Genomic DNA, 23,707 nt, shown 5'->3' with positions numbered 1-23,707 from the left:
CATTCACCATGTAAATGATTTTTGACGGTTAAACGCACTATTTGTTAAGTGACAGGCAGTGAAAAATGACGGCGGAAGAGGTGGCGGCAGGTTTTTTCCCCGTCGCGCTTAACGACGGGGAGAAGGGATTACAGCTCTTGTTCGAACAGTTCCAGAATGGCTTCGTACAGATCTTTCACCGTAAAGCCATTCGCGGGAGTGGTGAAAATGGTGTCGTCACCGGCAATGGTCCCGAGGATGCCTTCCGCTTTCCCCAGCGAGTCCAGCAGACGCGCGATCAGCTGTGCGGCGCCAGGACTGGTATGGATCACCACAACAGCATCGTTGTAGTCGATATCTAACACCAGATTCTTTAAAGGGCTGGAGGTGGTTGGCACGCCTAGCTCAGCCGGGAGACAGTAGACCATCTCCATTTTTGCGTTGCGGGTACGCACCGCGCCGAACTTGGTCAGCATGCGCGAGACCTTGGACTGGTTGATGTTATCAAAGCCCTGATCCTGTAACGCGAGGACGATTTCGCCCTGTGAACTGAATTTTTCTTCTTTGAGTAGCGCTTTGAACGCCTTGACTAATTCTTCTTGTTTAGCCGAGCTTCGCATAAGTCACCCGTAATATGAGGATGGAAACAACATTATTATGCATACAGATGAATTTTTATGCAAACAGTCTGCCTCGCCGGAGGCTGAAATAATGTTATGAAAGAGCGGAATTCTATCAAATTCCGTTATCAAGAAACATGCCTGCGTCACGGCGCGCAAATAAGCTTAAAAGTAAATTAAATGTTATCAAATTGATGTTGTTTTGGAGGGGCAGTAGAGTATATTGTCAGCACCTGTTGGAAAGTTGTTCTGTGGTTCAGGCGCTTTTGAATTACGTAAATTAGCTTTTCTATTACGTAAGTTAAATGCATAAAAGCCAAATTTGCGTGACTACGCATTCTTGACGCGTGGTGGTTGTATTCATTGGATTTGTGAATTATGGTCGCCGCCGCGGAGCAACAAACACTTAGCTTATCAATATAATAAGGAGTTTAGGATGAAAGTCGCAGTCCTCGGCGCTGCCGGCGGTATCGGCCAGGCGCTTGCACTACTGTTAAAAACCCAACTGCCTTCAGGTTCAGAACTCTCCCTGTACGACATCGCTCCAGTGACCCCAGGTGTGGCCGTTGACTTGAGCCATATCCCTACAGCAGTAAAAATCAAAGGTTTCTCCGGCGAAGACGCGACCCCGGCGCTTGAAGGCGCAGACGTCGTACTGATCTCAGCTGGCGTGGCGCGTAAACCGGGTATGGATCGTTCCGACCTGTTTAACGTCAACGCAGGTATCGTGAAGAACCTGGTACAACAGATCGCAACGACCTGTCCGAAAGCCTGTGTGGGCATCATCACCAACCCGGTGAACACTACCGTCGCTATCGCTGCTGAAGTTCTGAAAAAAGCCGGCGTTTACGACAAGAACAAACTGTTTGGCGTGACCACGCTGGACATCATCCGCTCCAACACCTTTGTCGCGGAACTGAAAGGCAAACTGCCGACCGACGTTGAAGTTCCGGTTATCGGCGGTCACTCTGGCGTGACCATTCTGCCGCTGCTGTCGCAGATCCCGGGCGTCAGCTTCACCGAGCAGGAAGTGGCTGACCTGACCAAACGTATCCAGAATGCGGGTACGGAAGTGGTTGAAGCGAAGGCTGGCGGCGGATCGGCAACCCTGTCTATGGGTCAGGCTGCTGCGCGCTTTGGTCTTTCTCTGGTGCGCGCGCTGCAAGGCGAGAAGGACGTGGTGGAATGTGCCTACGTTGAAGGTGACGGCCAGTATGCGCGCTTCTTCTCTCAGCCGCTGCTGCTGGGTAAAAACGGCGTGGAAGAGCGCAAGTCTATCGGCAAACTGAGCGCGTTTGAACAGAATGCGCTGGAAGGTATGCTGGATACGCTGAAAAAAGATATCGCCCTGGGCGAAGAGTTCGTTAACAAGTAAGCGCTTTTGTGCAGGCCGGATGGCGGTGTAAACACCTTATCCGGCCTACAAGTTAACCGAGACACAGTAAAAAACCGGAGATGACTCCGGTTTTTTTATTACGTTAATTTGTCGCCGGGTATTCCTGAATGGTGACCTGGAGCGTCAGCTTTTTATCGTCACGCATCACAATCACCGGGATCACCGAACCTGGACGTATTTCAGCAACCTGATCCATGGTCTCCAGAGCGGAAACAGCAGGTTTGTTGTTGACTGAAATGATCACATCATTGACCTGAATACCCGCCTGCGCAGCCGGGCCGTCCGGCGACACTTCATTGACCACAATCCCCTGGATTTGATCCATCCCGGCGCCCTGCGCATGCAGCGGCGCGATTTCTCGCCCACCGATGCCGATATAACCGCGAATCACGCGACCATCGCGGATCAGCTTATCCATAATTTTGGTCGCTAACTGGAACGGGATTGCAAAACCGATCCCTTCCGGCGTCTCGCCGTCGTTACTCTTATCAAATGACAGGGTGTTAATGCCCATCAGTTCGCCCAGCGAGTTAACCAGCGCTCCGCCGGAGTTACCGTGGTTGATGGAGGCGTCCGTTTGCAGGAAGTTTTGTCGTCCGGTTGGGTTCAGACCGATACGCCCGGTGGCGCTGATGATCCCCTGAGTAATGGTCTGCCCCAGGTTATACGGGTTGCCGATGGCCAGAACCACATCACCAATATGCGGTGAGCGTTTCGTGTTGATCGGGATTGTCGGCAGACCGCCCGTGGCATTAATCTTTAACACCGCCAGATCCGTCAGCGTATCCGAACCAACCAGCAGCGCTTCAAACACGCGTCCATCCTGTAGGGCGACGATGATCTGATCCGCATCGTTGATCACATGCTTATTGGTGATGATGTAACCGCGCTGATCCATGATCACGCCCGATCCCAGCGTACGGATCTCAAGCTGATTATGCGTGGTGCTGTTCATACTGCGGTTATAAACGTTGACGACGGCAGGCGCGGCGCGGCGAACCGCCGAATTATAGCTGGCTGGCGTCTCATCCGCGCTGTCGAATTGCGGTGTGGTCAGGGTATTTATTTTGCGCAGCGAGGGCATGGCCGCCAACAGAATGGCACCCACAATAAGACCAATTGCGACCGAACGTAAGATCTTCACAAACATGATGGAGGCGTCATTAAAAAAGGGAACGGCAGCAGCATACCACGAGTTAACCGGACATCGCACGTGGGGCTGATGTCCGGTTAACGATGACTTAACGCAGGAGCAGGTAAATGTTCTCGTTACCGCGTACGACCTGTAGCGCAATAATCGACGGTTTCGCTTCCAGCACTTTGCGCATTTCCGCAATCGAGTGCACGCGATCGCGGTTAACGCTAATGATCACATCATCTTTGTGCAAACCGGCCTGGGCGGCGGGACTGCTTTTTTCAACGTTATCAATTTTGATGCCTTTATTGCCGTCTTTTAACTGACCATCGCTCAGCGTTGCGCCCTGCAATGCCGGGGCGATCATCTCCGCGCTGGCGGAGGATGACGTGCTGGTGTCGAGGATGACTTCGACTTCCAGCGGTTTGCCGTCGCGTAACAGACCGAGCTTCACTTTCGTGCCGGGTTCCGTCGTTGCGATGCGTGAGCGCAGTTCGGCAAAGCTGCTCAGCGGCTTGCCGTTGAGACTGGTGATCACGTCGCCGGATTTCACACCCGCTTTCGCGGAACCTGAACCCGGGAGCACTTCGCTGATGAACGCCCCGCGCTGTACATCCAGCTTGAAGGCTTTGGCGATATCGGCGGTCAATTCCATGCCTTTAATTCCCAGCAGGCCGCGTTTAATTTCACCAAACTGAATCAGCTGTTGCGCCAGCGTGCGCGCCATATTACTCGGAATCGCAAACCCAATGCCGATGCTACCGCCGCCAGGTGCCAGAATAGCGGTGTTGATGCCGATCAGCTCGCCGTTGAGATTCAGCAGCGCGCCGCCGGAGTTGCCGCGGTTAATCGAGGCGTCGGTTTGAATAAAGTTTTCCAGTCCTTCCAGATTCAGCCCGCTCCGGCCAAGCGCGGAGACAATGCCGGAGGTGGCGGTTTGCCCCAGACCAAACGGGTTGCCTACCGCGACGGCAAAGTCGCCGACGCGCAGTTTGTCGGAGTCGGCGATGGCGATTTGCGTCAGGTTGCTGGCGTTCTGGATTTGCAGCAGCGCGATGTCGCTCTGGTCGTCGCTGCCGATCAGTTTAGCGTCAAACTCGCGTCCGTCATTTAACTGAACGCTGATCTTCTGTGCCTGATTAATGACATGGTTATTGGTCAGAACGTAGCCTTTGGCGGCGTCAATGATGACGCCCGATCCCAGCCCTTCGAACGGCTGAGAGGGTTGATCAGGCAACTCGTCGCCAAAAAACTTTTTAAACTCTTCTGGAACCTTCTGACTTTGGGTCGCGGTTCCCTCAACCTTCACGCTAATCACGGCCGGCAGCACTTTTTCCAGCATTGGCGCGAGACTGGGGAGCGCCGCCTGACCGGGAATCTGCGCGGGTATCGATGCGACGGCCTGAAACGGTGCCGAGAGCGTTAACCCGACACTTAACGCTAATGCACTTAACAACGGGATTTGTTTTTTCATGGAGCCTGCTCTCGTACCTTGAGTGAACGGAAAGACGATTCAAAACAGTTTGATGTTATTGAATTTTCGGCCTGGTAACAATGAGGTTAATGACTAAATAATAGCTGGGACAGGAGAGAAGAGACGGGCGCAATCGCTGCGCCCGAAAAATTTCTTAACGATGTGCGATTAGTCGCGTTTTGCGCCACTACGCAGCAGGCCGGAAGCGCCTTCGGAATAGTCACGCGGCATCTGGACCGGCGCCTGATCGTTACTGGCTTCAGACTCCGCCAGACGGTTACGGAACGGGTTCGATTCCGCAGACAGTTCCGGCAGCAGGCTGCTGGAGCTTTTCGCCATGTGCTGATACAGCTGACGATAATCATGCGCCATGGTATCCAGCAGCTCGGCGCTGCGGGCAAAGTGGCTGACCAGCTCTTCACGATACTCTTCCAGCTCAGCTTTATTCTTTTCCAGTTCGTACTGCAATGCCTGCTGTTGGCGTAATTTACGATTACCAAAACGCATGGCTACGGCACCAATGATGATACCGACGACTAACCCAATTAGCGCATATTCCCAGGTCATGAACATCTCCCGTTGTCTTTTGTTTCCGTAGGGTGTTGGCTTTAGGCTCCATGCCTGCGCCTGATTATGCCACTATAACCGCTAATCCCGTAGAAGTGGAATCCCGTGTTTATATCACGTAATGTAGAACGGCCTTTTTTTCGTCAGCCGTGAACGTCGGCACATCGATTTTCAAGGAATAACAATAACATCATGCAAAGCATTTCCCCCACATCGCGTTACCTTCAGGCCCTCAACGATGGCAGCCATCAACCCGACGACGTGCAAAAAGATGCGGTCAACCGACTGGAGTCGATTTACCAGGCGCTGATCGCCAAAACGCCTCCGGCGCCGCAAACCGGCGGACTGATGGCCCGTTTCGGTAAACTGCTTGGCAAACGTGAACCGTCAGCGAATGCGCCGGTGCGTGGTCTGTATATGTGGGGTGGGGTCGGGCGAGGGAAAACCTGGCTGATGGATCTCTTCTATCATAGTCTGCCGGGCGAGCGGAAACAGCGTCTGCATTTCCACCGCTTTATGCTGCGCGTGCATGAGGAGCTGACGGCGCTACAGGGGCAGACCGACCCGCTGGAGATTATTGCCGACCGTTTCAAAGCCGAAACGGATGTGCTCTGCTTTGATGAGTTTTTTGTTTCCGACATCACCGACGCGATGCTGCTTGGCGGCTTAATGAAAGCGCTGTTTGCCCGCGGTATTACCCTGGTGGCGACCTCGAACATCCCGCCGGATGAGCTGTACCGCAATGGCCTGCAACGTACCCGCTTCCTTCCGGCTATCGACGCTATCAAAGCGCATTGCGACATCATGAATGTGGATGCCGGGGTGGATTATCGTCTGCGCACGCTGACGCAGGCACATCTGTGGCTCTCGCCGCGTAATAACGAAACGCAGCAACAGATGGATAAACTCTGGCTGGCGCTGGCCGGTGCGAAACGTGAGAATGCGCCAACGCTGGAGGTGAATCATCGTCCGTTACCGACAATGGGGGTGGAAAACCAGACGCTGGCGGTCTCCTTCATCACCTTATGCGTGGACGCTCGCAGCCAGCATGACTATATTGCGCTGTCGCGCCTGTTCCACACGGTTCTGCTGTTTGATGTGCCGGTCATGACGCCGCTGATGGAAAGCGAAGCGCGCCGTTTTATCGCGCTGGTGGATGAATTCTACGAGCGCCATGTGAAGCTGGTGGTGAGCGCCGACGCGCCTTTATATGAGATCTATCAGGGCGAACGCCTGAAGTTTGAGTTCCAGCGCTGTTTGTCGCGTTTGCAGGAGATGCAGAGCGAGGAGTATCTGAAACGCTCGCATATGCCGTAGGCCGGATAAGGCGTTTCGCCGCCATCCGGCGCAGGTTGCCTGGTGGCGCTTCGCTTATCAGACCAGCAGAAATGCCCCGCACAAAACCCATTGCAAATCACAAAAAGGGGTCGATCTTTGCCCCTGACTTCTCTATAATCCTGCGACCCCACGTTACAAGAAAGTTTTTTTCCCAAAACTTTTTGTGTGCTGGCATTGGCTATTCGAAGGGGTAGGTTTGCCGGACTTTGTCGTGTGAACCTCAACAATTGAAAACGTTTGGGTGTTCACCAACGTGTAACTATCTATTGGGTAAGCTTTTAATGAAAACTTTTACAGCTAAACCAGAAACCGTAAAACGCGACTGGTACGTTGTTGACGCGACCGGTAAAACTCTGGGCCGTCTGGCTACTGAACTGGCTCTTCGCCTGCGCGGTAAGCACAAAGCGGAATACACTCCGCACGTCGATACCGGTGATTACATCATCGTTCTGAACGCTGACAAAGTTGCTGTAACCGGCAACAAGCGTACTGACAAAGTGTACTATCACCACACCGGTCACATCGGTGGTATCAAACAAGCGACCTTTGAAGAGATGATTGCTCGCCGTCCTGAGCGTGTGATTGAAATCGCGGTTAAAGGCATGCTGCCAAAAGGCCCGCTGGGTCGTGCTATGTTCCGTAAACTGAAAGTTTACGCTGGCAACGAGCACAACCACGCGGCACAGCAACCGCAAGTTCTTGACATCTAATCGGGATTATAGGCAATGGCTGAAAATCAATACTACGGCACTGGTCGCCGCAAAAGTTCCGCAGCTCGCGTGTTCATCAAACCGGGCAACGGCAAAATCGTTATCAACCAACGTTCTCTGGAACAGTACTTCGGTCGTGAAACTGCCCGCATGGTAGTTCGTCAGCCGCTGGAACTGGTCGACATGGTTGAGAAACTGGATCTGTACATCACTGTTAAAGGTGGTGGTATCTCTGGTCAGGCTGGTGCGATCCGTCACGGTATCACCCGCGCTCTGATGGAGTACGACGAGTCTCTGCGTTCTGAACTGCGTAAAGCTGGCTTCGTTACTCGTGACGCTCGTCAGGTTGAACGTAAGAAAGTCGGTCTGCGTAAAGCACGTCGTCGTCCGCAGTTCTCCAAACGTTAATGGGTTTCTGCTCCGGCAGATTACCATTGGCGAAAAAACCCGCTTCGGCGGGTTTTTTTATGGAAAAATGCGCGTGTGTCCAAAGTAATCCTCTGATTGCCACCTCTTTTTCCCCATTTCCAGAATCGACTCACCACAAAGGTCACAAAATCTGGTAAACTATCATCCAATTTTCTGCCCAAATAACGGGTATTGTTCATTTTTTGTTTGCTTTTTGAACAATAATGACTTTTCCGCAGGCGGGTGACATAACTTCTGGCTGGCCACGCGGTGGCTGGTAGCAGTAAAAATTCTGAATATACCTGGAGGTTTTCATGGCTGTCGCTGCCAACAAACGTTCGGTAATGACGCTGTTTTCTGGTCCTACTGACATCTATAGCCATCAGGTCCGCATTGTGCTGGCGGAGAAAGGTGTTAGTTTCGAGATCGAGCATGTGGAGAAGGATAACCCACCTCAGGATCTGATTGACCTCAACCCGAGTCAGAGCGTACCGACCCTGGTGGATCGTGAGCTGACCCTGTGGGAATCTCGCATCATTATGGAATACCTGGATGAGCGTTTCCCTCATCCGCCGCTGATGCCGGTTTACCCGGTTGCGCGTGGCGAAAGCCGCCTGTACATGCACCGTATCGAAAAAGACTGGTACACGCTGATGAACGTCATCGTGAACGGGGCCGCTTCTGAAGCTGACGTTGCGCGTAAACAACTGCGTGAAGAGTTGCAGGCGATCGCGCCTGTGTTTGGTCAAAAACCGTATTTCCTGAGCGATGAGTTCAGCCTGGTTGATTGCTATCTGGCGCCGCTGCTGTGGCGTTTGCCGCAACTGGGTATTGAGTTCAGCGGTGCGGGCGCTAAAGAGCTGAAAGGCTATATGACCCGCGTCTTTGAACGTGACTCGTTCCTCGCTTCTTTAACTGAAGCTGAACGTGAAATGCGCCTCGGTCGGGGTTAATCAGTATGGATTTGTCACAGCTATCCCCACGCCGTCCATATTTGCTGCGTGCATTCTATGAATGGTTGCTGGATAACCAGCTCACGCCGCACCTGGTGGTGGATGTGACGCTGCCTGGCGTGCATGTCCCTATGGAATATGCGCGCGACGGGCAAATTGTTCTGAACATTGCTCCCCGTGCGGTTGGCAATCTGGAGTTGGCCAACGACGAAGTGCGTTTCAACGCGCGCTTTGGCGGCGTCCCACGCCAGGTCTCCGTACCGCTGGCTGCGGTACTGGCGATCTATGCGCGTGAAAACGGCGCAGGCACAATGTTTGAACCTGAAGCCGCTTACGATGAAGACGTCGCCAGCTTAAATGATGACGATGTAACGCCGGGCGCGGAGAGCGAAACGGTCATGTCCGTGATTGATGGTGATAAGCCCGATCATGGCGATGACAACAATCCTGATGACGATCCGCCGCCGCCGCGTGGTGGTCGACCCGCATTACGCGTAGTGAAGTAACCAAGACAGACAGGCCCTCAGGGCCTGTTTTTTTTCACGCCTGCCACGATTTCACCCCACTTTCGATCCTGTGATAGGATGGCTTTAGTTGCTGTTTTCCTCGACGATTTACATAATGGACGCTATGAACGCATTTGATTCGCAAGCAGAAAATTCTCCGCCAACCATCGGCCGTAGTTTGCGCAGCCGTCCGCTGGCGCGTAAAAAACTGTCGGAAATGGTAGAAGAAGAACTGGAGCAGATGATTCGTCGCGGTGAATTCGGCGAAGGGGAGCAGCTGCCGTCTGAGCGGGAGTTGATGACCTTCTTCAACGTGGGCCGCCCGTCGGTGCGTGAAGCGCTTGCCGCGCTCAAGCGTAAAGGTCTGGTGCAAATCAATAACGGCGAACGCGCCCGCGTGTCGCGGCCTTCTGCTGATACCATCATCAGCGAACTTTCCGGCATGGCGAAAGATTTCCTCTCGCATCCCGGCGGTATCGCCCACTTTGAGCAACTGCGCCTGTTCTTTGAATCAAGCCTTGTGCGCTATGCGGCGGAACACGCGACGGATGAGCAAATTGATCTGCTGGCGAAAGCCCTGGAGATCAACAGCCAGTCGCTGGACGATAACGCGCTCTTCATTCGTTCCGACGTCGAGTTTCACCGCGTGCTGGCGGAAATCCCCGGCAATCCGATCTTCATGGCGATTCATGTCGCGCTGCTGGACTGGCTGATCGCTGCGCGTCCTGCGGTCTCCGGGCAGGAGTTACATGAGCATAATAGCGTGAGCTATCAAGAGCATATCGCTATTGTCGATGCCATTCGTCGGCGCGATCCAGATGAAGCTGACCGCGCGCTGCAAACCCACCTCAATAGCGTATCCGCCACCTGGCACGCCTTCGATCAAAAGAAAAAATTGCGTTAGCGATCGCGATCCTGACGATCGTTTAGTGAAGTAGATCGCACTCTGTGCGTTCTGTACTGGGGTGCTGCTTATTTGATCTGGTATAACAGGTATAAAGGTATGTAGTCAGATAACACTAATCATCGACAGAGGTCGTTATGGCAAAAGATTTACGAGGCGTAATGCCAGCGTTGTTAACTCCTTTTGATAACCAGCAGAAACTGGATATTGAGAGCCTGCGCCGTCTGGTGCGTTTCAACATTGCGCAGGGCATTGATGGGCTGTACGTCGGCGGCTCGACCGGAGAAGCGTTCGTTCAGAGCCGCGCAGAAAGAGAGCAGGTCCTGGAAATTGTGGCGGAAGAGGCGAAGGGCAAAGTGACGCTGATTGCCCATGTCGGTACGGTCAGTACCGAAGAGAGCCAGCAACTGGCCAGCGCGGCGCATCGTTACGGTTTTGATGCCGTTTCCGCCGTGACGCCGTTTTATTATCCGTTTAGCTTTGAAGAGCATTGCGATCACTACCGCGCCATTATCGATTCCGCTGAAGGATTACCGATGGTGGTGTACAACATTCCTGCGCTGAGCGGCGTGAAGCTGACGCTGGATCAAATCAACACGCTGGTCACGCTGCCCGGCGTTGGCGCGCTGAAACAAACCTCCGGCGATCTCTATCAGATGGAGCAGATCCGCCGTGCGCATCCTGATCTGGTGCTCTACAACGGTTATGACGAAATCTTCGCTTCCGGTCTGCTGGCAGGCGCAGACGGGGGCATCGGCAGCACTTACAACATTATGGGCTGGCGTTATCAGGGGATTGTTAAGGCCTTGCAGGAAGGCGATGTAGCGAAAGCGCAGCATCTGCAAACCGAGTGCAATAAGGTCATCGATCTGCTCATTAAAACCGGCGTATTCCGTGGGCTGAAAACGGTGCTGCACTACATGGACGTGGTCTCCGTACCGCTGTGCCGTAAGCCGTTTTCGCCGGTTGATGAGAAGTATCTGCCTGAACTGAAAGCGCTGGCGCAGCAGTTAATGCAGGAACGCGGTTGACCGGTTGCCGGATAGCGCTAACGCTTATCCGGCCTACAAAATATGAAACGTAGGCCGGGTAAGGCGAGGCGAAGCCGCCATCCGGCAAAGCGACAATAAAAATCGTCGGGAGAATGAAAAATGAGTACTTCTACCCAGAATATCCCGTGGTATCGCCATCTCAACCGGGCGCAGTGGCGGGCATTTTCCGCCGCCTGGCTGGGATATTTGCTTGATGGTTTTGATTTTGTGTTGATTGCTCTTGTTCTGACGGAAGTGCAGGGCGAGTTTGGGTTAACGACGGTTCAGGCGGCCAGCCTGATCTCGGCGGCGTTTATTTCCCGCTGGTTTGGCGGGCTGATGTTAGGCGCAATGGGTGACCGCTATGGCCGACGTCTGGCGATGGTCACCAGTATCATTCTTTTCTCTATGGGGACGCTGGCCTGCGGTTTTGCGCCCGGCTATACCACCATGTTTATCGCCCGTCTGGTGATCGGTATGGGAATGGCGGGCGAATATGGCTCCAGCGCCACCTATGTCATTGAAAGCTGGCCGAAGCACTTACGTAATAAAGCCAGTGGATTCCTGATTTCCGGTTTCTCCGTCGGGGCGGTCGTGGCGGCGCAGGTTTACAGCCTGGTGGTTCCGGTCTGGGGCTGGCGCGCGCTGTTCTTCATTGGCATTCTGCCGATCATTTTCGCGCTCTGGCTGCGTAAAAACATCCCTGAAGCGGAAGACTGGAAAGAGAAACACGAAGGCAAAGCGCCGGTGCGCACGATGGTGGATATTCTCTACCGGGGCGAACATCGCGTCGTCAATGTGCTGATGACGATCGCCGCCGCAACCGCACTGTGGTTCTGCTTTGCGGGCGACCTGCAAAATGCGGCGATCGTGGCGGTGTTAGGGTTACTGTGCGCCGTTATCTTCATCAGTTTTATGGTGCAAAGCAGCGGCAAACGCTGGCCAACGGGCGTGATGCTGATGATCGTGGTGCTCTTTGCTTTCCTCTATTCATGGCCGATTCAGGCGCTGCTGCCAACGTATCTGAAAACTGAACTGGCTTACGATCCTCACACCGTTGCGCAGGTGCTTTTCTTTAGCGGCTTTGGGGCGGCAGTCGGCTGCTGCGTGGGCGGTTTCCTCGGCGACTGGCTGGGTACGCGCAAAGCCTACGTTTGCAGTTTGCTGGCTTCCCAGGTGCTGATCATTCCGGTATTTGCGATTGGCGGCGCAAACGTCTGGGTACTGGGTCTGCTACTGTTTTTCCAGCAGATGCTGGGGCAGGGGATCTCCGGGATCTTACCGAAACTCATTGGCGGTTATTTTGATACCGACCAGCGAGCGGCAGGTCTGGGTTTTACCTATAACGTTGGCGCACTGGGCGGCGCGCTGGCCCCTATCCTCGGGGCGCTGATCGCACAGCGTCTGGATCTGGGCACCGCGCTGGGATCGCTCTCCTTCAGCCTGACCTTTGTGGTGATCCTGTTGATTGGGTTGGATATGCCGTCTCGCGTACAGCGCTGGCTGCGTCCTGAAGCATTACGTATGCATGATGCTATCGACGGAAAACCATTCAGCGGGGCCGTGCCGTTTGGCGGCGACAAAAGCGCCTTTGTAAAAACCAAAAGCTGATGAGGTTTGCCCGGCCAGTTTGCCGGGCGACCTGCGTAAGGAAGTGGATATGTCGTTACTTGAACAACTGGATAAAAACATTGCCGCCAATGGCGGGTTGATTGTCTCCTGCCAGCCGGTTCCTGGCAGCCCGCTCGATAAACCGGACATCGTGGCTGCGATGGCGCTGGCGGCGGAGCAGGCTGGCGCCGTCGCGCTACGCATTGAAGGCGTGGACAATTTGCGGGCGGCCCGTGCGCTGGTCTCCGTACCGATTATCGGTATTCTCAAGCGTGACCTTGACGACTCCCCGGTACGCATCACGCCATTCCTTGAGGATGTGGATGCGCTGGCACAGGCCGGGGCGGATATTATTGCGGTTGACGGTACTGACCGCGTACGTCCGGCGACCGTCGATGCGCTGCTGGCGCGTATTCATCAGCACCAGTTGCTGGCGATGACCGACTGCTCGTCACTGGAAGATGGCTTAGCCTGTCAGCGACGTGGCGCGGAAATTATCGGCACCACGCTGTCGGGATACACCACGCCGGACACGCCGGACGAACCTGACCTCGCGCTGGTCAAAGTCCTGCATGATGCCGGATGCCGGGTGATTGCCGAGGGGCGTTACAACACGCCGGCACAGGCCGCTGAAGCCATGCGTCACGGCGCGTGGGCGGTGACGGTGGGATCTGCCATTACGCGGCTGGAACATATTTGTCAGTGGTACAACACGGCATTGAAAAAGGCGACGTCATGAGCACGCTGGCGATCGATATTGGCGGCACCAAGCTGGCTGCCGCGCGGGTGGATGATGATTTACGCATCCGCGAACGACGTGAATTGCCGACCCCCGCCAGCAAAACGCCGGATGCGCTGCGAGAGGCGCTAAAAGTGCTGGTTGAACCGCTGCAAACGACCGCGCAGCGGGTGGCGATAGCCTCTACCGGCATTATCAGAGAAGGCGCGCTACTGGCGATAAATCCGCATAACCTGGGTGGTCTGCTGCATTTTCCGTTGGTGCAGACGTTAGAAGATCTTACCGGTCTGCCGACGCTGGCGGTGAATGACGCGCAGGCGGCGGCATGGGCGGAATACCATGCCCTTACGTCTGATGTCCGCGATATGGTGTTTATTACCGTGTCGACCGGCGTTGGCGGCGGCGTGGTGAGCGACGGCAGATTGCTCACCGGGATGAGCGGTCTGGCCGGGCATCTGGGGCATACTCTGGCCGATCCGCAGGGGCCGGTTTGCGGTTGCGGCCGACGCGGCTGTGTGGAGGCTATCGCCTCAGGACGCGGCATCGCGGCAGCGGCGCAGGGTTCCCTGGCCGGGTGCGACGCCAGAACTGTCTTTGCACATGCGGCGGCCGGGAACGAACAGGCTGTGCGTCTGGTTCAGCACTCCGCGCAGGTTGTCGCGCGGTTAATTGCCGATGTTAAAGCGACAACGGATTGCCAGCAGGTGGTTATTGGCGGCAGCGTAGGGTTAGCTGAGGGATATCTGGCGCAGGTACGCCACTTTCTGGCGCAGGAGCCGGCGGTTTATCAGGTGACGTTGAGCGCAGCGCATTACCGACATGACGCGGGGCTACTGGGCGCTGCGTTGTTAGCTCAGGGAGATAAATGATGTTGATGGGAGAAATTCAGTCGTTACCGTCTGCCGGGCTGCATCCGGTATTGCTGGATGCGTTAACCCTGGCGCTGGCGGCAAGGCCGCAGGAGAAAACGCCCGGGCGCTACGAATTGCAGGGCGACGATATGTTTATGAATGTGATGCAGTTTGCCACACAGTCGCCGCAGGAGAAAAAAGCGGAGCTGCATGTGCAGTACATCGACATTCAGCTGTTATTGACGGGTGAGGAGCGCATTCTGTTCGGCGTAGTCGGGTCAGCGTGCGAATGCGAGGAGCTGCATGGTGAAGAGGATTACCAGCTTTGCCGCCGTATCCATGAACAGCAGTCCATTACGCTGACACCGGGGATGTTCTCCGTGTTTATGCCGGGGGAACCCCATAAGCCCGGGTGTATGGCTGGCGAGCCAGGGGAGATTAAGAAAGCTGTGGTGAAGGTGCGCGCCAGCTTATTAGAGGCATGAAAATACCGGATGGTTTATAGCCATCCGGTATAACGTTTTATATCTCCCGATAGTGCATAATCCCGTCAGTCGAGTTGTTGAAAATTCAGCTCGTGACGCAGTGCTTTTCCTGATGTGCAAAGTAAATTGGTTATTCAGTTGATTCAACTTGCTGTGCAGTCAGTGCTATTTGTGAACGAATGAGCTCATCTGCCAGTAGTTTTTCGTCAGGCAACTGCACTTTGTACTCGCTCGCCATGATGGTATTCGGCAGGCCGTTTAGCGCGTAATGCGCTTCCCCCGCGCCTTTTCCTGCGCACAAAACCAACCCGACGGGCGGGTTTTCTCCCGGCATTGTCCAGTGCTCTTTGGCATAGTTCAGGTACATATTCATCTGCCCGGCATCCGCATAACTGAATTTGCCGACCTTCAGGTCAACGAGCAACAGGCAGCGCAAGCGGCGATGGAAGAACAACAGATCGACGCGGAACCAGCTATCGTCTATGCGTAATCGGCGCTGGCGGCCGACAAAAGCAAAATCGTCACCAAGCTCCAGCATAAAGTCCATCAGGTGACTGAGCAGCGCTTCTTCGAGATCCGACTCGGAATACTCGTCCTTCAGGTTAAGAAATTCCAGAATGAACGGGTCGCGTATGGTTCGCTCCGGCAAGACTGTTGGCTCGGCGGGCGCAGGCTGCTGCAACATGGCGGATTTGTCATGGGACAGTAGCGTCCGTTCGTAGAACTGGGTGGAGATTTGCCGATCGAGTTGCCGCACAGACCAGCCGTTACGTAGCGTCTCTTTCTCGTAAAAAGTGCGGGCATCGGGATTTTTTACCGATAGTAAACGCACATAAGCTGACCAGGGAAGCGGAAAAACTTTAGCGAGTTGTATCAAATGTGAAGATTCCGCAGACACTGTCTGCGGAATTTCAATATACTGAAAACATAGATAAAATGTTCTCATTTGCCACAGATTCCTGGTGGAAAATCCACGCTTATAGCGCTGGCTTAAATCTGCGGATAACCGCTCAATGAGTTGAATACCATAAGCCGCTCGTGCTTCGCCGCCTTGTTCAAACTCGACAATTCTCCTGCCGATTTCCCAGTAGGTTGCCGTCATCAAAGCATTAATACTGCGGACGGCCTCGGTATGGGCATTGTCCACTAATCGAATAATACCGTCATGGATTTGCTGATAATCGTCAGCGTGTTGAAGTGGTGTTGGTACAGTCATGTCATCCCTGGCGCGATAGTTGTGAAATGAAAAATATATCGCTACCAATACGCTTCAGGCATATTCCGGTCAATCCAGGAGAGGTGTATTACATTGAGTTACAGCCGTATTTGCGAGCGGCTTTCGAAGAATGAATTCGCATATATTTAGCAGAGAAATATTGACTCCCCATCCATCAGCGTCAGGCTGTGGCAGGGGAGCCAGAAGTATTACACTTCCAGGTAGTTCAGGATACCGTCTGCCGCTTTACGGCCTTCGGCAATTGCCGTGACCACCAGATCCGAGCCGCGCACGATGTCGCCACCGGCGAAGATTTTCGGGTTGCTGGTCTGGAAGGCGTTTTCATTGCCTTCCGGCGCGATAATCCGCCCCTGGGAGTCCAGTTCCACGCTGTGTTTCGCCAGCCACGCCATGTTGTGCGGGCGGAAACCAAACGCCATTACCACAGCATCTGCCGGGATCACATGCTCGGAACCGGCGACGATTTCCGCACGACGACGACCTTTCGCGTCCGGCGCGCCCATTTCGGTACGCACCATCTTCACGCCGCTTACTTTACCGTTGGCATTCACTTCTACGCCCAGCGGCTGCACGTTGAACTGGAATTCGACCCCTTCTTCGCGCGCGTTTTTCACTTCGCGTCTGGAGCCTGGCATGTTCTCTTCGTCACGACGATAGGCGCAGGTGACGTGCGTCGCGCCCTGGCGAACCGAGGTACGCACGCAGTCCATCGCGGTGTCGCCGCCGCCCAGTACCACGACGCGTTTGCCTTCCATACTGACGAACGGTTCGTCAGTGGTTTCGCCAAAGCCCATGATCTGTTTGGTGTTGGCAATCAGGAACGGCAGGGCATCGAACACGCCGTCGGCATCTTCGTTTTCCAGCCCGCCGCGCATTGATTGATAGGTGCCAACGCCGAGGAACACCGCATCGTACTCTGCCAGCAAGTCGTCCAGCTGCACGTCGCGACCCACTTCGGTATTCAGTTTGAACTCAATGCCCATGCCGGTGAAGATCTCACGACGGCGGGTCATCACCTCTTTTTCCAGCTTGAAAGCCGGGATGCCGAACGTCAGCAGACCGCCGATTTCCGGGTGACGGTCAAAGACCACCGCCTTCACGCCGTTACGAGTGAGTACGTCGGCACAGGCCAGTCCTGCCGGGCCCGCGCCGATAATCGCCACGCGTTTGTCGGTCTGACGCACGCCAGTCATGTCCGGGCGCCAGCCCATTTCGAACGCTTTATCGTTGATATAACGCTCGATGTTGCCGATAGTCACTGCGCCGAACTCGTCGTTGAGCGTACAGGAGCCCTCGCACAAACGATCCTGCGGGCAGACGCGGCCGCACACTTCCGGCAGCGTGTTGGTCTGGTGAGACAACTCCGCCGCTTCGAAAATACGTCCTTCGTTCGCCAGCTTCAGCCAGTTCGGGATGTAGTTATGTACCGGACACTTCCACTCGCAGTACGGGTTGCCGCAGGAGAGGCAGCGATCCGCCTGCGCTTTGGCCTGGCCTTCGGAAAACGGTTCGTAAATTTCAACAAACTCGATTTTGCGGATCTTCAGCGCCTTCTTCGGCGGATCAACGCGTTGCAGGTCGATAAATTGGTATACGTTCTGACTCATTGCTCTACCCCTTACTGCGCCTGCACACGCAGCTCAGCTGCGCTACGACTACGGTGACCCAACAGTGCTTTCACATCACTGGACTTCGGCTTAACCAGCGCGAATTTGGTTGAGAATACTGACCAGTTAGCCAGGATCTCTTCACCGCGCTGGGAACCTGTATGCAGCACATGCTCGGTAATCAGACCGCGCAGATGTTCTTCGTGGATGGCCAGGTCATCGACGTTCAGCACTTCCACCAGCTCCGGGTTCACGCGTTTGCGGAACTCGCCGTCTTCATCCAGCACGTAGGCGAAGCCGCCCGTCATGCCAGCACCGAAGTTAACGCCCGTTTTGCCCAGTACGCAGACAATACCGCCCGTCATGTATTCACAGCCGTTGTCGCCAATGCCTTCTACCACGGTGATGGCCCCGGAGTTACGTACTGCGAAACGTTCGCCCGCGCGGCCCGCCGCATACAGACGACCGCCGGTCGCGCCGTACAGACAGGTATTGCCGATGATGCTGGCCTCATGACTGCGAAACGCTGAACCCACCGGAGGACGCACCGCCAGCAGACCGCCCGCCATGCCTTTACCGACGTAGTCGTTGGCATCGCCCGTCAGATACAGCTCCACGCCGCCCGCGTTCCAGACGCCGAAGCTCTGACCTGCGGTGCCGCTGAAGTGCGCCTTGATCGGGTCAGAGGCCAGCCCCTGATCGCCATGCGTCTGAGCGATATAGCCAGAGAGCGACGCGCCCACGGAGCGGTCGGTGTTGCGAATGTCGAACCAGAAGGTTTTGCTCTGGCGCTCATCGACAAACGGCTTCGCCTGTTGCAGCAGTTGCGCGTTCAGCACGCCGTTATCAAACGGCGGGTTATGCTCGGTGCAGTACAGCGCTTTACCCGGATGAGGCTCAGCGGTTTCCAGCAGTCGGGACAGTTCCAGCTTCTGCTGCTTAGCGGTAAACCCTTCCAGCTCTTTCAGCAGGTCGGTACGGCCAATCAGATCCACCAGACGCTTCACGCCAAGCTGCGCCATCAGCTCGCGGGTTTCGCGGGCGATAAACTCAAAGTAGTTGGTCACTTTGAACGGCAGGCCGTGGTAGTGGTTCTTACGCAGTTTGTCATCCTGAGTCGCCACGCCTGTCGCGCAGTTGTTCAGGTGGCAAATACGCAGGTATTTACAGCCCAGCGCCACCATCGGGCCGGTGCCGAAGCCAAAGCTTTCCGCGCCGAGAATCGCCGCTTTGATGATGTCGAGGCCCGTTTTCAGGCCGCCGTCCACCTGCAAACGGATCTTGTGACGCAGACCGTTAGCCACCAGCGCCTGCTGGGTTTCCACCAGGCCCAGCTCCCACGGACAGCCCGCATATTTCACGGAGGAGAGCGGGCTGGCGCCGGTGCCGCCGTCATATCCGGCGATAGTGATCAGGTCTGCATAGGCTTTCGCCACGCCGGTAGCGATGGTGCCGACGCCCGGTTCAGAAACCAGCTTCACGGAGATCATCGCTTTCGGGTTGACCTGTTTCAGGTCGAAAATCAGCTGCGCCAGATCCTCGATAGAGTAGATATCGTGGTGCGGCGGCGGAGAAATCAGCGTCACGCCCGGTACGGAATAGCGCAGTTTGGCGATGTACGGGGTCACTTTGTCACCCGGCAACTGGCCGCCTTCGCCCGGCTTCGCGCCCTGAGCGACTTTAATCTGAATGACGTCAGCATTGACCAGATACGCTGGCGTTACGCCGAAGCGGCCGGAAGCGACCTGTTTGATGCGCGACACTTTGTTGGTGCCGTAGCGCGCCGGGTCTTCGCCGCCTTCGCCGGAGTTGGAGTTACCGCCGATGCTGTTCATCGCTTCCGCCAGCGCTTCGTGCGCTTCCGGGCTCAGCGCGCCGATGGACATCGCGGCGGTATCGAAGCGTTTAAACAGCTCATTCGCCGGTTCAACATCGTTGATGCTGATGGCGTTATCGCCAGGATTGAGCGCCAGCAGATCGCGCAGCGTTGCCGCCGGGCGTTCGTTAACAAGCGCGGCATATGCCTGGTAATCGCGGTACTCGCCGCTCTGCACCGCCTGTTGCAGGGTGCGCACCACATCCGGGTTATAGGCGTGGTATTCGCCGCCGTGCACGTATTTCAGCAGACCGCCCTGATCCAGCGGTTTACGCGCCAGCCAGGCACGTTTCGAGAGGTTCAGCAGATCCTGCTGGAAGTCGGCAAAACCGGCGCCGCCAATGCGGCTGACCACGCCCTGGAAGCAGTGGCTCACCACGTCGTCATGCAGACCGACCGCTTCAAACAGTTTGGAGCAGCGGTATGAGGCGATGGTCGAAATGCCCATTTTGGACATGATCTTGTACAGACCTTTATTGATGCCGTTACGGTAGTTCAGCATCACGGTACGGTAGTCTTTGGCGATGGCCTGGGTGTCGATCAGACGGCCTAGCGTCTCATAGGCGAGATACGGATAGATCGCCGTGGCGCCAAAGCCCAGCAGCACGGCAAAGTGGTGCGGGTCACGCGCGCTTGCGGTTTCTACGATGATGTTGGCATCGCAGCGCAGGCTCTTATCCACCAGACGAGTCTGTACCGCCCCGACAGCCATCGGCGCCGGAACCGGTAAACGGTTTTTCCCGATGTTACGGTCAGAGAGCACCAGCAAGACGGTGCCGTTACGCACCATCTGTTCAGCCTTATCGCACAGCGCTTTCACCGTTTCTTCGAGCGAGGTTTCCGTCACATCGAAGGTGATATCCAGCGTATCGGCGCGGTAATGCTCCTCTTTCATGGTAGTGAGCTGTTTGAAATCGGAGTACAGCAGAATTGGCGATTTAAAGCTCAGACGGTGCGCCTGTCCTTCCGCTTCGCAAAAGACGTTCATCTCGCGGCCAATACTGGTGGCCAGCGACATGACGTGCGCTTCACGCAGCGGGTCGATTGGCGGGTTGGTCACCTGCGCAAACTGCTGGCGGAAGTAGTCGTAAATAATGCGCGGCTGGCTGGAAAGCACGGCGAAGGGGGTATCATCACCCATTGAACCGACCGCTTCCTGGCCGTTTTCGCCCAGTACGCGGATGACGGAATCCAGCTCTTCGGCGCTGTAGTTAAACTGTTTCTGATAGCTGGCGAGCATGTCGTCGTCCAGCTCGCGGTTTCCGACCTGATCGTCGGCCAGATCTTCAAACGGCACCAGGCGGCGGACGTTCTTCTCCATCCACTCTTTATACGGATGGCGGCTTTTCAGATCGTCATCGGTTTCCGCAGAGTGCAGGATGCGCCCGCCACGGGTGTCGATCACCATCAGTTCACCGGGGCCGACGCGGCCCTTTTCCACGACTTCGTCAGGCTGGTAGTCCCAGATCCCCACCTCAGAGGCGCAGGTGATCAGTTTATCTTTGGTGATGACGTAGCGCGCCGGACGCAGACCGTTACGGTCGAGGTTACAGGCAGCGAAGCGACCGTCGGACATCACGATGCCCGCCGGGCCATCCCACGGCTCCATGTGCATGGAGTTAAAGTCAAAGAAGGCGCGCAGATCCGGGTCCATATCCGGGTTGTTCTGCCATGCGGGCGGCACCAGCAGGCGCATGGCGCGCACGATGTCCATCCCGCCTGCCAGCAGCAGTTCCAGCATGTTATCCAGCGAGCTGGAGTCGGAACCGGTCTCGTTGACGAACGGCGCGGCGGATTGTAAATCCGGGATCAACGGCGTCTGGAATTTATAAGTACGGGCGCGCGCCCACTGACGGTTGCCGGTAATGGTGTTGATTTCGCCGTTGTGCGCCAGGTAGCGGAACGGCTGCGCCAGCGGCCAGCGCGGCACGGTATTGGTGGAGAAGCGCTGGTGGAACAGGCAAATGGCCGATTCCAGACGCAAATCCGCCAGGTCCAGGTAGAAGCGCGGCAGATCCGCCGGCATACACAGACCTTTATAGATGTTCACCAGGTTCGACAGGCTACAAACGTAGAAGTCTTTATCGTCCTGAAGGCGTTTCTCAATGCGGCGGCGGGCGATAAACAGGCGGCGTTCCATATCCCGGGGACGCCAGCCCGCAGGGGCGTTAACAAAAATTTGCTCAATACGTGGCAGGGAGGAGAGGGCGATTTCACCGAGGACACCTTCGTTGGTCGGCACATCGCGCCAGCCCACAATCGACAGGGTTTCCCGCTGTAATTCTTCTTCGACGATACGACGTGATGCCGCCGCCAGCTCAGGGTCCTTATTCAGGAAGAGCATGCCGACAGCGTAGTTTTTGGCTAAACGCCAGCCGCGCTCTTCTGCAACGATGCGAAAAAAGCGATCGGGTTTTTGCAGCAGCAAACCGCAACCGTCGCCGGTTTTACCGTCAGCGAGGATCGCGCCACGGTGCTGCATACGGGCCAGTGCGTGTATGGCGGTACGCACTACCTTGTGGCTAGGTTCGCCTTCTATGTGGGCGATCAGGCCGAAACCACAGTTATCCCTCTCAAGGGATTTATCGTACAACATATCAGTGAACCTCCCCAGGCTCTGCGGGACTCCCATCCGATACCGATTGCGCACGGGCACAGAAAGAGCGTGGCGACGGGGGTTGCGTATCATACGCTTACCTCGCATTCGCCCTCTTTTATCCTTTTCGCATCGGTAAATACGTTTAAGAGGGAATCTCAATTACTGCATAAATATGATGAGCAGGCTGCTCATCCAGAAAGCTTCCAGCGGATTTCCAACTTATCGGGAATCCACACACAGGTCAAATGGCAATCTTATTTATGCAAAAATGTGCTATAGGTCTATTAACTTTATGAATGTATTGAAAATAATGACTTTTTTACATTGATTTGATGCGGCATAAGCGCGGGGGAGAGTGTGATCTGTCTCACTATCATAACGGCCTGTTAACCCTTATCTCACCTTGATTATCCGTAATGCTTAGTATTTTATGCTGGTTTAGGCGGCGCAGGCATTTCATGATACTGTTTTTTAGCCAGTGTCATCAGAAGATAAAAAAAGTGTGCAGTTATAAGGAAAAGTAATTAGCTATGGAGTGAATGAAATTGCGGTAATTTTGCTTGATTATGCAATAAATAAAAGCCTGCCGGAGCGATTGATCCAGGTCATCGCCGACAAAGGCTAAAAATGGCAGGCTTTGGCCTCTTTTCAAGGCGCGGTCTATCAGATTATGCAGTTACAGAAATTAGTCAATATGTTTGGTGGGGATCTTTCTCGTCGTTATGGGCAAAAAGTTCATAAACTGACGTTGCACGGCGGATTTAGCTGTCCAAACCGCGATGGCACCATCGGACGTGGCGGGTGTACTTTCTGTAATGTCGCCTCTTTCGCCGATGAGGCGCAGCAGTATCGCTCTATTGCCGAACAACTGGCGCATCAGGCGCATCTGGTCAATCGCGCCAAACGCTATCTGGCCTATTTCCAGGCGTACACCAGTACCTTTGCCGAAGTGCAGGTGCTGCGTTCTATGTATCAGCAGGCGGTAAGCCAGGCCAGCATTGTCGGGCTGTGCGTCGGTACGCGCCCCGACTGTGTACCGGATGCGGTGCTCGATCTGCTCTGCGAATATAAAGACCAGGGCTATGAAGTGTGGCTGGAACTGGGATTGCAAACCGCGCATGACAAAACGCTGCGCCGTATTAATCGCGGCCATGATTTTGCCTGTTATCAGCGAACCACCCAACTGGCGCGCGAGCGCGGGCTGGAAGTGTGCTCGCATCTGATTGTGGGTTTACCCGGCGAAGGGCAGACGGAATGCCTGCAAACGCTGGATCGCGTGGTGGAAACGGGCGTGGATGGCATTAAGCTGCACCCGCTGCATATTGTAAAAGGCAGCATTATGGCGAAAGCCTGGGAGGCGGGACGCCTGAACGGCATTGCGCTGGAGGCGTACACGCTGACGGCGGGGGAGATGATTCGCCATACGCCGCCGGAGGTTATTTATCATCGCATTTCCGCCAGCGCCCGTCGTCCGACGTTGCTCGCCCCGCTATGGTGTGAGAATCGCTGGACGGGCATGGTGGAGCTGGACCGCTATCTTAACGAACATGGCGCGCAAGGCTCCGCGCTTGGCACTCCGTGGATTCAGCCGGGGAGCTAACCACCCGTAGGCGTGTAGGCCTGATAAGCGAAGCGCCATCAGGCAGCCTGGCGCACATTGCCGGATGGCGGCTATGCCTTA

General features: G+C 55.3%; 20 protein-coding genes. 13 read left to right on the top strand and 7 right to left on the bottom strand.

The features are described 5' to 3' along the window. Positions 1–128: 128 nt before the first annotated feature. The gene (gene argR / locus OGY62_RS01760) at positions 129–599 is read right to left on the bottom strand and encodes a transcriptional regulator ArgR (protein WP_012135369.1); all 471 of its coding nucleotides are present in this window, start codon (positions 597–599) and stop codon (positions 129–131) included. Positions 600–1,035: 436 nt separating this feature from the next. Here argR and mdh point away from each other — a divergent pair, with 436 nt between their 5' ends. Further along, positions 1,036–1,974: a malate dehydrogenase gene (gene mdh, locus OGY62_RS01755; RefSeq protein WP_012135368.1), complete on the top strand. Its 939-nt coding sequence runs from the start codon at positions 1,036–1,038 to the stop codon at positions 1,972–1,974. A gap of 103 nt (positions 1,975–2,077) precedes the next feature. On the opposite strand, the gene degS is transcribed toward mdh, so the two are convergent. From degS to zapG, 3 genes are all read right to left on the bottom strand, one after another. Then, positions 2,078–3,145, bottom strand: coding sequence for an outer membrane-stress sensor serine endopeptidase DegS (gene degS / locus OGY62_RS01750; RefSeq protein WP_012135367.1), 1,068 nt, complete (start codon positions 3,143–3,145; stop codon positions 2,078–2,080). Positions 3,146–3,236: 91 nt separating this feature from the next. Beyond that, on the bottom strand, positions 3,237–4,604 hold the full coding sequence (degQ, locus tag OGY62_RS01745) for a serine endoprotease DegQ (protein ID WP_047460939.1): 1,368 nt from the start codon (positions 4,602–4,604) through the stop codon (positions 3,237–3,239). 168 nt (positions 4,605–4,772) lie between these two features. Further along, entirely contained in the window at positions 4,773–5,171 is a 399-nt protein-coding gene (zapG, locus tag OGY62_RS01740; protein WP_042292056.1) for a Z-ring associated protein ZapG, read from the bottom strand. A gap of 192 nt (positions 5,172–5,363) precedes the next feature. Between zapG and zapE the strand changes: the two genes are divergently transcribed. The 11 genes from zapE (at position 5,364) to nanQ (ending at position 14,707) form a co-directional block, all read left to right on the top strand. Next, positions 5,364–6,488 (top strand): cell division protein ZapE, encoded by a 1,125-nt coding sequence (zapE, locus tag OGY62_RS01735; protein WP_049010584.1) that lies wholly within the window; start codon positions 5,364–5,366, stop codon positions 6,486–6,488. Between the two features lie 302 nt (positions 6,489–6,790). Next, positions 6,791–7,219, top strand: a complete 429-nt coding sequence (gene rplM / locus OGY62_RS01730) for a 50S ribosomal protein L13 (RefSeq protein WP_000847556.1) — start codon at positions 6,791–6,793, stop codon at positions 7,217–7,219. Positions 7,220–7,234: 15 nt separating this feature from the next. Continuing rightward, positions 7,235–7,627 (top strand): 30S ribosomal protein S9, encoded by a 393-nt coding sequence (gene rpsI / locus OGY62_RS01725; RefSeq protein WP_000829818.1) that lies wholly within the window; start codon positions 7,235–7,237, stop codon positions 7,625–7,627. Positions 7,628–7,941: 314 nt separating this feature from the next. Next, positions 7,942–8,580 carry a stringent starvation protein SspA gene (gene sspA / locus OGY62_RS01720; protein ID WP_286458935.1) on the top strand — a complete coding sequence of 213 codons (639 nt, stop codon included), beginning with the start codon at positions 7,942–7,944 and terminating at the stop codon, positions 8,578–8,580. Between the two features lie 5 nt (positions 8,581–8,585). After that, entirely contained in the window at positions 8,586–9,086 is a 501-nt protein-coding gene (gene sspB / locus OGY62_RS01715; RefSeq protein WP_104868129.1) for a ClpXP protease specificity-enhancing factor, read from the top strand. A 115-nt stretch (positions 9,087–9,201) separates the two neighbouring features. Then, positions 9,202–9,990: a transcriptional regulator NanR gene (nanR, locus tag OGY62_RS01710; RefSeq protein ID WP_012135359.1), complete on the top strand. Its 789-nt coding sequence runs from the start codon at positions 9,202–9,204 to the stop codon at positions 9,988–9,990. Positions 9,991–10,127: 137 nt separating this feature from the next. Further along, positions 10,128–11,021, top strand: a complete 894-nt coding sequence (nanA, locus tag OGY62_RS01705; RefSeq protein ID WP_012135358.1) for an N-acetylneuraminate lyase — start codon at positions 10,128–10,130, stop codon at positions 11,019–11,021. A 120-nt stretch (positions 11,022–11,141) separates the two neighbouring features. Next, positions 11,142–12,632 carry a sialic acid transporter NanT gene (gene nanT / locus OGY62_RS01700; protein ID WP_012135356.1) on the top strand — a complete coding sequence of 497 codons (1,491 nt, stop codon included), beginning with the start codon at positions 11,142–11,144 and terminating at the stop codon, positions 12,630–12,632. Positions 12,633–12,681: 49 nt separating this feature from the next. Continuing rightward, positions 12,682–13,371 carry an N-acetylmannosamine-6-phosphate 2-epimerase gene (locus tag OGY62_RS01695; protein WP_071257720.1) on the top strand — a complete coding sequence of 230 codons (690 nt, stop codon included), beginning with the start codon at positions 12,682–12,684 and terminating at the stop codon, positions 13,369–13,371. Next, positions 13,368–14,240: an N-acetylmannosamine kinase gene (gene nanK, locus OGY62_RS01690; RefSeq protein ID WP_286458947.1), complete on the top strand. Its 873-nt coding sequence runs from the start codon at positions 13,368–13,370 to the stop codon at positions 14,238–14,240. The genes OGY62_RS01695 and nanK overlap by 4 nt, the downstream gene beginning before the upstream one ends. Continuing rightward, entirely contained in the window at positions 14,240–14,707 is a 468-nt protein-coding gene (gene nanQ, locus OGY62_RS01685; protein ID WP_049012049.1) for an N-acetylneuraminate anomerase, read from the top strand. The genes nanK and nanQ overlap by 1 nt, the downstream gene beginning before the upstream one ends. Before the next feature lie 130 nt (positions 14,708–14,837). Here the strand turns inward: nanQ and OGY62_RS01680 are convergent, their stop codons facing one another. From OGY62_RS01680 to gltB, 3 genes are all read right to left on the bottom strand, one after another. After that, positions 14,838–15,923, bottom strand: coding sequence for a PDDEXK nuclease domain-containing protein (locus OGY62_RS01680; protein ID WP_286458934.1), 1,086 nt, complete (start codon positions 15,921–15,923; stop codon positions 14,838–14,840). Positions 15,924–16,132: 209 nt separating this feature from the next. Beyond that, positions 16,133–17,551, bottom strand: coding sequence for a glutamate synthase subunit GltD (gene gltD / locus OGY62_RS01675; protein WP_110493749.1), 1,419 nt, complete (start codon positions 17,549–17,551; stop codon positions 16,133–16,135). Positions 17,552–17,562: 11 nt separating this feature from the next. Next, the gene (gltB, locus tag OGY62_RS01670; RefSeq protein ID WP_286458932.1) at positions 17,563–22,023 is read right to left on the bottom strand and encodes a glutamate synthase large subunit; all 4,461 of its coding nucleotides are present in this window, start codon (positions 22,021–22,023) and stop codon (positions 17,563–17,565) included. Positions 22,024–22,696: 673 nt separating this feature from the next. Between gltB and mnmL the strand changes: the two genes are divergently transcribed. Beyond that, complete coding sequence (gene mnmL, locus OGY62_RS01665; RefSeq protein WP_286458930.1) at positions 22,697–23,626, top strand: tRNA modification radical SAM protein MnmL/YtqA; 930 nt, start codon at positions 22,697–22,699, stop codon at positions 23,624–23,626. Positions 23,627–23,707: the final 81 nt, after the last annotated feature.

Source organism: Citrobacter sp. CK198 (genome assembly GCF_030333295.1).
In the GTDB taxonomy this organism is placed as follows: domain Bacteria; phylum Pseudomonadota; class Gammaproteobacteria; order Enterobacterales; family Enterobacteriaceae; genus Citrobacter_B; species Citrobacter_B koseri.
Note: the sequence above shows the minus strand (reverse complement) of the source record. Positions and strands in the feature narration are given on the sequence as shown.